The organism is Skermanella sp. (genome assembly GCF_059503625.1).
Genome location: NZ_JCACHA010000833.1, coordinates 1 through 8,680, shown reverse-complemented (window position 1 = coordinate 8,680; position 8,680 = coordinate 1). Strand labels below are relative to the sequence as shown.

Annotated in this window: 7 protein-coding genes; 3 read left to right on the top strand and 4 right to left on the bottom strand. The window is 65.5% G+C overall.

The features are described 5' to 3' along the window. From AC5JJ6_RS30080 to AC5JJ6_RS30065, 4 genes are all read right to left on the bottom strand, one after another. Nucleotides 1-221, bottom strand: a 221-nt coding sequence (locus tag AC5JJ6_RS30080) for a sigma factor-like helix-turn-helix DNA-binding protein (protein ID WP_496045586.1), incomplete at its 3' end; no start/stop codon positions are given. Further along, the gene (locus AC5JJ6_RS30075; RefSeq protein WP_496045585.1) at nt 218-586 is read right to left on the bottom strand and encodes a type II toxin-antitoxin system RelE/ParE family toxin; all 369 of its coding nucleotides are present in this window, start codon (nt 584-586) and stop codon (nt 218-220) included. The genes AC5JJ6_RS30080 and AC5JJ6_RS30075, both read right to left, overlap by 4 nt. A 229-nt stretch (nt 587-815) precedes the next feature. Next, entirely contained in the window at nt 816-2,732 is a 1,917-nt protein-coding gene (locus AC5JJ6_RS30070; protein WP_496045584.1) for a transglycosylase domain-containing protein, read from the bottom strand. A gap of 367 nt (nt 2,733-3,099) precedes the next feature. Further along, nucleotides 3,100-4,440 (bottom strand): ammonium transporter, encoded by a 1,341-nt coding sequence (locus tag AC5JJ6_RS30065; RefSeq protein ID WP_496045583.1) that lies wholly within the window; start codon nt 4,438-4,440, stop codon nt 3,100-3,102. A 596-nt stretch (nt 4,441-5,036) separates the two neighbouring features. Between AC5JJ6_RS30065 and glgC the strand changes: the two genes are divergently transcribed. The 3 genes from glgC to AC5JJ6_RS30050 form a co-directional block, all read left to right on the top strand. Next, on the top strand, nt 5,037-6,308 hold the full coding sequence (gene glgC, locus AC5JJ6_RS30060; RefSeq protein WP_496045582.1) for a glucose-1-phosphate adenylyltransferase: 1,272 nt from the start codon (nt 5,037-5,039) through the stop codon (nt 6,306-6,308). A gap of 18 nt (nt 6,309-6,326) precedes the next feature. Continuing rightward, a complete protein-coding gene (gene glgA / locus AC5JJ6_RS30055) occupies nt 6,327-7,778 on the top strand; it encodes a glycogen synthase GlgA (RefSeq protein WP_496045581.1) in 1,452 nt (483 codons plus the stop codon). Between the two features lie 90 nt (nt 7,779-7,868). After that, nucleotides 7,869-8,680 (top strand): RecQ family ATP-dependent DNA helicase (locus AC5JJ6_RS30050; RefSeq protein ID WP_496045580.1); only part of this gene is annotated, 812 nt, incomplete at its 3' end.

Here is an 8,680-nt window from a genome sequence, read left to right as displayed (position 1 = left end):
CGGAGAGTCGATAGGTATAAATCGGTTCGCTTCTCGATCTGATGGACGGTAGGTTGCCTTACATCCAAGGTTTCCGCCACCTGCGCTTGTGTCAATTCTGCCAATCGGCGCAGTTCAGCCAATCCGTCAAGTTCGGCAAGAATTTCGGTCGTACGAGATTCGACCTCACTCCGCTCATCGTCAGGCATTTCCGCTATTATCTGTGCAAGGGTCCTGTTCACTTCTTCTGCCTCCGCTTTCTTACCGCCTCTAGATGCGCATCGTATCGCGTATCCGCCGTTTCGATGATGGATCTGTAGAAGCGCCCCTCCGAAACTCCGCTTTTGTCCCCGGCGATCAACACGATCGCTTTCTGTTCGGGATCGAATGCGAAAGCGGCGCGCCATACTCCACCATCCGCACTGAACCGCAGTTCCTTCATGTTCGGGTGCTTCGAACCCTTCAAAGTATCGACCAATGGCCGGCCCTGCATTGGCCCACGCGCTTCCAGTGCCTTAGCGGACGCGGCGAGTTCGACACGTACAGCTCTTGGCAGCGCAATAAATTCGGCTTCGAACTCGGAATGAAAAATTACGGCCCATGACATGGATAAATATAGGTTCTGACCTATTGAATTGTCAATGAGCGGTAGCTCAACGAAGACCAGTCGGTTCGCTGGCCCGAAAGGCCGATCTGCGCAATCCGAACGAGCGCCGCTACCATCTCGGATCAATGCTTCTCGACGCCAGCACACATTCGACCGCGCTCACTGGGGCATCGAGAACTAGCCTACACTGGGTCCTTGACGTCATCCTCCACCGACGAACCCCATCCCCTCAGTTCCGCTCCGGATAGGTGTATTCCACCTTTCCGCTGCCGGTCAGGCTCTGGATCAGCCTCTGAAACTGGCCGATCAGCGGCACGTCCTCCAGAGCGCCGGTTGGTCCCGGCGGGGGCGTGTCTTCCGCCACCAGCATCGGGGCGCCGGGTCTGGGCGGGGCGATATCCAGGCCGGGCAGCGGGCGTGGCGGCAGTCCGGCATGGGCGTCGATCATGAAGTCGTGCCAGATCCGGGCCGGCAGGCCGCCGCCGGTCACCCGTTTCATCGGCTGGTTGTCGTCGTTGCCGAGCCAGACGCCCGCGACGTAGTCCGCCGTGAAGCCCATGAACCACGCGTCGCGGTAATCCTGGCTGGTGCCGGTCTTGCCGGCCGCCATGCGGTCCAGCTTGGCCGACTTGCCGGTGCCGTACTCGACCACGGCCAGCAGCATGCGGTTCAGTTCCGCCAGCTTGACCGGATCGATCACCGGCGTCGCTCCGCCCGATCCACGCCGCTGGTAGAGCACCCGGCCGGCATTGTCCTGGATGCTGGTCACCGCATAGGGCCACACGGCCCGCCCGCCGTTGGCGAACGCGGTATAGGCGCCCGCCAGTTCCAGCAGCGTCACTTCGCTGGTCCCAAGCGCAAGGCTGAGGTCGCGGCTCATGGGGGAGGTGACGCCAAGGCGCCGGGCGACGGCGCGGACGGGATCGACCCCGGTACGCTCCAGCAGGTGGATCGCCGCCGTATTGACCGAATGGGCCAGCGCGTCGCGCAGCGGCATCGGCCCGCGGGAGCCCTTCTCGAAGTTGGAGGGTTGCCAGTCCTTGATCTTGACCGGCGAGTCGTCCACCAGCGTATCGGCGGTCATGCCGGCTTCCAGCGCCGCCAGGAAGACCATCGGCTTGAACGCCGAACCGGGCTGGCGCAAGGCCTGGGTCGCCCGGTTGAACTGGCTTGCCCCATAGCTGGCCCCGCCGATCAGCGCCCGGACGGAACCGTCCGGCCCCAGCGCCACCAATGCTCCCTGGTCCACGCGGGAAGCGACGCCGGCCCCCGTCAGTACCGCCGACAGCCGGCGCTCCGCCGCCCTCTGCATGCGGCGGTCCATCGTCGTGTGGACGACGACGTCGTCATGCTCCTTGCCGATGAAGCCGGCGACCTGATCGGCGACCCAGTCGGCGAAATAGCGGTCGCCGTCGCCCTCCGGCTTCCGCCGGGGCGTGGGAGGGGCCGATCGCATCGCCCGGATATCGGCTTCCGTGATGTAGCCGGCGTCCAGCATGGCGCCCAGCACGACGCTGGCCCGCTCGGCCGCCTTGTCGGGGTTGGTGGTCGGGGAATAGCGGGACGGCGCCTTCAGCAGGCCGGCCAGGGTGGCGGCCTCGCGCAGGTTGACCTCGGTCGCGGGCTTGTTGAAGTAGGTCTTCGCCGCCGCATCGACGCCGTAGGTGCCGGCGCCCAGATAGACCCGGTTCAGGTAGGCGGTCAGGATCTGGTTCTTGGAATATGTCCGTTCCAGCCAGATCGCCAGCATCGCTTCCTGGATCTTGCGGCCCATGGTGCGGTCGGGCGTCAGGAACAGGTTCTTGGCAAGCTGCTGGGTGATCGTCGAGCCGCCCTGTACAACCCGGCCCGCCTGGAAGTTTACGAAGGCGGCACGAAGCAGACCGATCGGATCGATACCGAAATGACTGAAGAACCGCCTGTCCTCGGTCGCGATGACCGCATTGACGAGATTGGGCGGCAGGTCGGCCGCGTTGATCGTCGTCCCGTAGATGTCGCCGTAGCGCTCGATCGTGCTGCCGTCGGCCGCCAGCACGGTGACCGTGGGCCGCCGTTCGGCCTGCGCGACCTGCCCGACGTCCGGCAGGTCGTAGGCATAGAACGCCAGCACGGCGGCAACGGCGACGCCGCACCAGATCCCGGCCACCAGCGTCCAGCTTCCGAGAACGCCAAGGATGTTACGGCCCCGGAACGAAGGCAGCCGCGACGGTGCCGCCTTGGCTTCCTGCCGCCCGCGCCTGGGAGGTTCACGTCCAGGTTCACGGCCGGGCTGCGGTCGAGGGGGAGTTTTTCTCAAGGTGACCGGTCAGGGTTGCTCATTCACGGGCCTACGATGCCTCAATAAGACGGCAATTTCACGGCATTAACGCCCGTCCCTCCAATGATCTCTCAACTTCCGGAGACATCTCGGCCTTTTCGGCGAACTCCTGCGATGACTTCGCCAATGAAAACCGCCGCCGGGGAGAACCCCGGCGGCGGCTTCGGCAACGTCGCTTCTTCGGAAAACGGTCCGGTCAGTGGACCGCTTCGCCATGCAGGGCGAGGTCGAGACCTTCGCGTTCGATGTCTTCGCTGACCCGCAGGCCGATCACCACGTCGATCACCTTCAGCAGGATGAAGGAGGCGACGGCGGTATAGATCAGGGTGGCGACGATGCCGTAGACCTGGATCATGACCTGGCCGCTGTTGCCGTCGATCCAGCCGACCGCCGCGTCGCCGCCGATCGCCTGACGGGCGAACACGCCGGTCAGGACGGCGCCGACGATGCCGCCGACACCGTGCACGCCGAAGGCGTCCAAGCTGTCGTCATAGCCGAGCATGTATTTGAGGCTGGTGGCGCCCCAGTAGCAGATCACGCCGGCGACGGCGCCGATGACCAGCGCACCGCCGGCATCGACGAAACCGGAAGCCGGGGTGATGGCGACGAGGCCGCCGATGGCGCCGGAGATGATGCCGAGCACGCTGGGCTTGCCCTTGCCGATCCACTCCGCGAACATCCAGGCCAATGCTGCTGCCGCTGCGGCGACCATGGTCACCAGCATCGCCATGCCGGCGCGGCCGTTGGCGCCGCCGGCGGAACCGGCGTTGAAGCCGAACCAGCCCACCCACAGCAGCGAGGCGCCGATCAGGCTCAGGACGAGGTTGTTGGGGACGAAGTGCTCGGACGGATAGCCGCGGCGCTTGCCGATCACCAGGGCCGCAACCAGACCGGCGACGCCGGCGTTGATGTGGACGACGGTGCCGCCGGCGAAGTCCAGCACGCCTTCAGCGAACAGGAAGCCATTCGGATGCCAGACCCAATGAGCGATCGGGGAGTAGACCAGCAGCGACCACAGGCCGCTGAAGACCAGCATCGCCGAGAACTTCATGCGGTCGGCGAAGGCGCCGGTGATCAGCGCCGGAGTGATGATCGCGAAGGTCATCTGGAACATCACGAACACCGATTCCGGGATCGTGAAGGCGACGGGCGTGGACGAGGCGGCTCCCAGCGTAAACGGCGCGCTCATGTCCATGCCGGCCATCAGCACGCGGGAGAAGTCGCCGAAATAGGCGTTCCCGCCGCCGAAGGCGATGCTGTATCCGACGACGACCCAAAGCACCGCGACCAGGCAGGTGATCGCGAAACTCTGCATCACGGTGGCCAGCAGGTTCATCTTGCGGACCATGCCGCCGTAGAACAGCGCCAGACCGGGGATCGTCATCATCAGAACCAGGGCGGTCGAGGTCAGCATCCAGGCGGTGTCGCCGGTATCGATCGTAGGGGCATCGGTCTGGGCCAGCGCGCCGGCCGGCAAGGCGAACGCCCCCAGTATCGCCGCAAGCAGCGGAACAGCGAAGGCAAACAGACGGCTCATTATGGACAAATCCTCTCGAATCAGTTCGACGCGGCCCGCTCGATCGAACTCTCGGACGCCCCAGGGGCGGACCGAGGCTTGATCCTGTGACGGGTTTGGGCAGTCGGCTTCGGCGCACAGCCGAGGCATTCAGGCCGCTCGTTGCATTTCAAGAACCGTGCCGCTCGAAAAACGAGCAACTCCGCGGGAGCAGCATGCAAGGCGGCGCGTAAGGTTGGGGCAGTGAATCGCCCCTGGAGGATGGTTAATGCACAAAAAACAGGCTGATCGCCGAAGCCCGGTTTCCCCGCGCCAAACCGGATTCAGCGATATGCGAGACCTAAAACTTTGCCACAATTGCTCTCCAATAAGCCGGAATCTCAGGATTGCCCACAAAACAGGCAGAAATAGCCCGATCCGGCTCGCCGGGCGCCGCCCGGCCGGCATGGCACCCGTCGCGGGTTTCTCCGCGTTGGCTCTACCCGGCAAAATGTGTCAGGGTGATAACGGAAGCGGGACCTTCCCGACGGTCCCGGCCGGCGCTTCCACGATTTCCCTGAACGGATCGCAAGAAAAGTACCGATAACCATAAAAGCAAGGTCAAGGAGATCCTATCCGTGCCTGTTCCCGTCGAACGAGAATTGCGTCTTGCTCCCAGGCGCGCCATCGCCCTGGTGCTGGCCGGAGGACGCGGCAGCCGGCTGAAGCAGTTGACCGACCGGCGGGCCAAGCCGGCGGTTCATTTCGGCGGCAAGTTCCGGATCATCGACTTCGCGCTGTCCAACTGCATCAACTCCGGCTTCCGCCGGATCAGCGTCATCACCCAGTACAAGTCGCACAGCCTGCTGGTCCATCTTCAGCGCGGCTGGGGTTTCCTGCGCGGCGAGATCAACGAGTTCGTGGACTTCCTGCCAGCCCAGCAGCGGATCGACGAGACGTCGTGGTACCAGGGAACCGCCGACGCGGTGTACCAGAACCTCGACATCCTGATGAGCCACGGCGCCGAGCACGTGCTGATCCTGGCCGGCGACCACATCTACAAGATGGACTACGCCGCCATGCTGGCATGGCACATCCAGCGCGGCGCCGACGTGACCGTCCCCTGCGTCGAGGTGCCGCGGATGGAAGCTACCGGCTTCGGCGTCATGCATGTCGACGACACCGATCAGGTCGTCAGCTTCCTTGAGAAGCCGGCCGATCCCCCGGCGATCCCCGGCAAGCCCGACAAGGCGCTCGCCAGCATGGGGATCTACGTCTTCAACGCGAAGTTCCTGTACGATCAATTGCGCCGCGACGCCGCCGACCCGACCTCCAGCCGGGATTTCGGCAAGGACCTGATCCCCTATCTGGTGCCCCGCGCCAAGGTCATGGCCCACCGCTTTCAGGACAGTTGCATCTACAGCCAGCCCGACGCCGAGCCGTACTGGCGCGACGTCGGCACGATCGACGCCTATTGGGAAGCCAATCTCGACCTGACCAAGGTGACGCCCGACCTGAACCTCTATGACAGGAACTGGCCGATCTTCACCTACCAGGAACAGCTGCCGCCGGCCAAGTTCGTCTTCAACAACGACGACCGGCGCGGCATGGCGGTCGACAGTCTGGTATCGGGCGGCTGCATCATCTCGGGCGCCCGGATCCAGGACTCCCTGCTGTTCAGCCAGGTCCGGGCGAATTCCTACTCCAGCCTGAAACAGGCGGTCGTACTACCCCAGTGCGAAATCGGGCGGCATGCCCGGCTGACCAAGGTGGTGGTCGATCGCGGCTGCCACATACCGGACAATCTTGTGGTTGGGGAAGATCCCGACGCCGACGCCCGCCGGTTCCACCGGACCGAGTCCGGGGTGACGCTGATCACCCGCGACATGCTTTCCCGTCTGGCCGGCTGAGCGAAAGGACACCCGATCATGCGCGTCCTGCACGTCGCTTCCGAAGTCTATCCCCTGATCAAGACAGGCGGGCTGGCCGATGTTGCGGCGGCGCTGCCCGCCGCCCTGATGCGGATCGGCGTCGATGCCCGCATTCTGGTGCCCGGCTACCCCGCCGTGCTCGATAAGCTGGCCGACCTTCGCCCCGTCCGCACGCTGGCCGACCCCTGGACCACCGGCGGCACCGTCCTGATGAAGGGCACCACGCCCGACGGCGTGCCCTGCTACGTCGTCGATGCGCCGGAGATGTACGGCAGGCCGGGCAACCCCTATCTGGGACCGGACGGCAAGGACTGGCCGGACAACCATTTCCGCTTCGCCCTGCTGAGCTGGGTGGCGGCCTGGATCGCCGGCGAAGACGGCGGCCGGCGCTGGCGGCCCGACGTGGTCCACGGCCACGACTGGCAGGCGGGGCTGGCATCGGCCTACCTGGCGCTGGGAGAAGGGCCGCGCGCCGCCACCGTCCTGACCATCCACAACATCGCCTACCAGGGCCTCTTCCCGGCCAGCCTGCTGGGACCGCTCCAGCTCCCGGCAAGCAGCTTCTCGGTGGACGGGCTGGAGTATTACGACCAAATCGGTTTCCTGAAGGCAGGCCTGTTCTATTCCGACCGGATCACCACGGTCAGCCCGACCTATGCCGAGGAAATCCAGTCGCCCGACGGCGGCTGGGGCCTGCACGGCCTGCTGGCGTCGCGCGCCGGCGACCTCTGGGGCATCCTCAACGGGGTGGACTACGACGTCTGGTCGCCGGATACCGATCCGCACATCGTCCAGCGCTACGACGCCGGCCATCTCGACGCCAAAGCGGCCAACAAGTCGGCCCTGCAGGCGGAATTCCGCCTGGACGTTCGGGCCGATGCGCCGCTGTTCGGCGTGGTCAGCCGGCTGACGCCGATGAAGGGCTTCGACCTGCTGCTCTCCGCGATCCCGCCCTTGGTCGAACAAGGCGCTCAGTTCGCCCTGCTCGGCAGCGGCGAGGGCTGGCTGGAGGACGGCTTCCGGTCGCTGGAGCAGCAGTTCCCCGGTGAGGTCGGCGTCTTCCTCGGCTACGACGAGCCGATGTCCCACCGCGTCCAGGCCGGAAGCGACGTCATCCTGCTGCCGTCGCGCTCCGAACCCTGCGGCCTGATCCAGCTCTACGGCCTGCGCTACGGCACATTGCCGCTGGTCCGCCGGGCGGGCGGTCTGGCCGACACCGTCGCCGATGCCCAGGACTGGGCGATCGACCGGGGGGAGGCGACCGGCTTCGTCTTCGACAACGCCTCGGTGGACGAGCTGCTGTGGGCCTGCCGCCGGGCGCTGGCGCTGTGGCGGGAACCCGAGCGCTGGCGCTCGGTCCAGCGCGCCGCGATGGCCAGGGACTTCTCCTGGACGGCGTCGGCCCGGCGTTACCTGGACATGTACCGTTCCGTTTATGCGGATGATTGAGGGGTGGGTTGAATATAATCCGGTTCCCTCAGCCGGGGCATCCGTGTAATTCATAGGGCTTGCGTTGGAAAACGAGTACACCTCAATATTTTGAGCCAAGCCCTATCCATAAAGAGCCGCGATGCGGCGCTGGAAACCCTGCGCCGGGTCTACGGCTACGATGCGTTCCGGGGGCAGCAGGCCGGCATCATCGACCACATGATCGCCGGCGGCGACGCGATGGTGCTGATGCCGACCGGCGGCGGCAAGTCGCTGTGCTTCCAGATCCCCGCCTTGGTGCGGCCCGGTGTCGCGGTCGTCGTCTCTCCGCTGATCGCGCTGATGCGCGATCAGGTCGACGCCCTGCGCCAGGTCGGCGTCAACGCCGCCTACCTCAACTCCTCGCTGGACTGGCGCGACGCGGTCGAGATCGAACGGCAGGTCGAGCGCGGCGAACTCGACCTGATCTATGTGGCGCCCGAGCGTCTGGTGACCCCGCGCTTCCTGGACCTGCTGGAGCGCAGCAAGGTCTGCCTGTTCGCCCTGGACGAGGCGCACTGCGTTTCGCAGTGGGGCCACGACTTCCGGCCGGAATACCTCCAGCTCTCGATCCTGCACGAGCGCTTTCCCACAGTCCCCCGGATCGCGCTGACCGCGACGGCCGACGCCCAGACCCGCGCCGACATCCAGGCGCGGCTGAACCTGGGTGACGCCAAGGTCTTCATCGACAGCTTCGACCGGCCCAACATCACCTACCGCGTGCTCCCCAAGCAGGAAGCGAAGCGCCAGCTCTGGGCCTTCATCAAGACCCACCACGCCGAGGATGCCGGCATCGTCTACTGCCTCAGCCGCGCCAAGGTCGATGAAACGGCGGCATGGCTGGCGGCCCAGGGCCGCGAGGTGGTGCCCTACCACGCCGGACT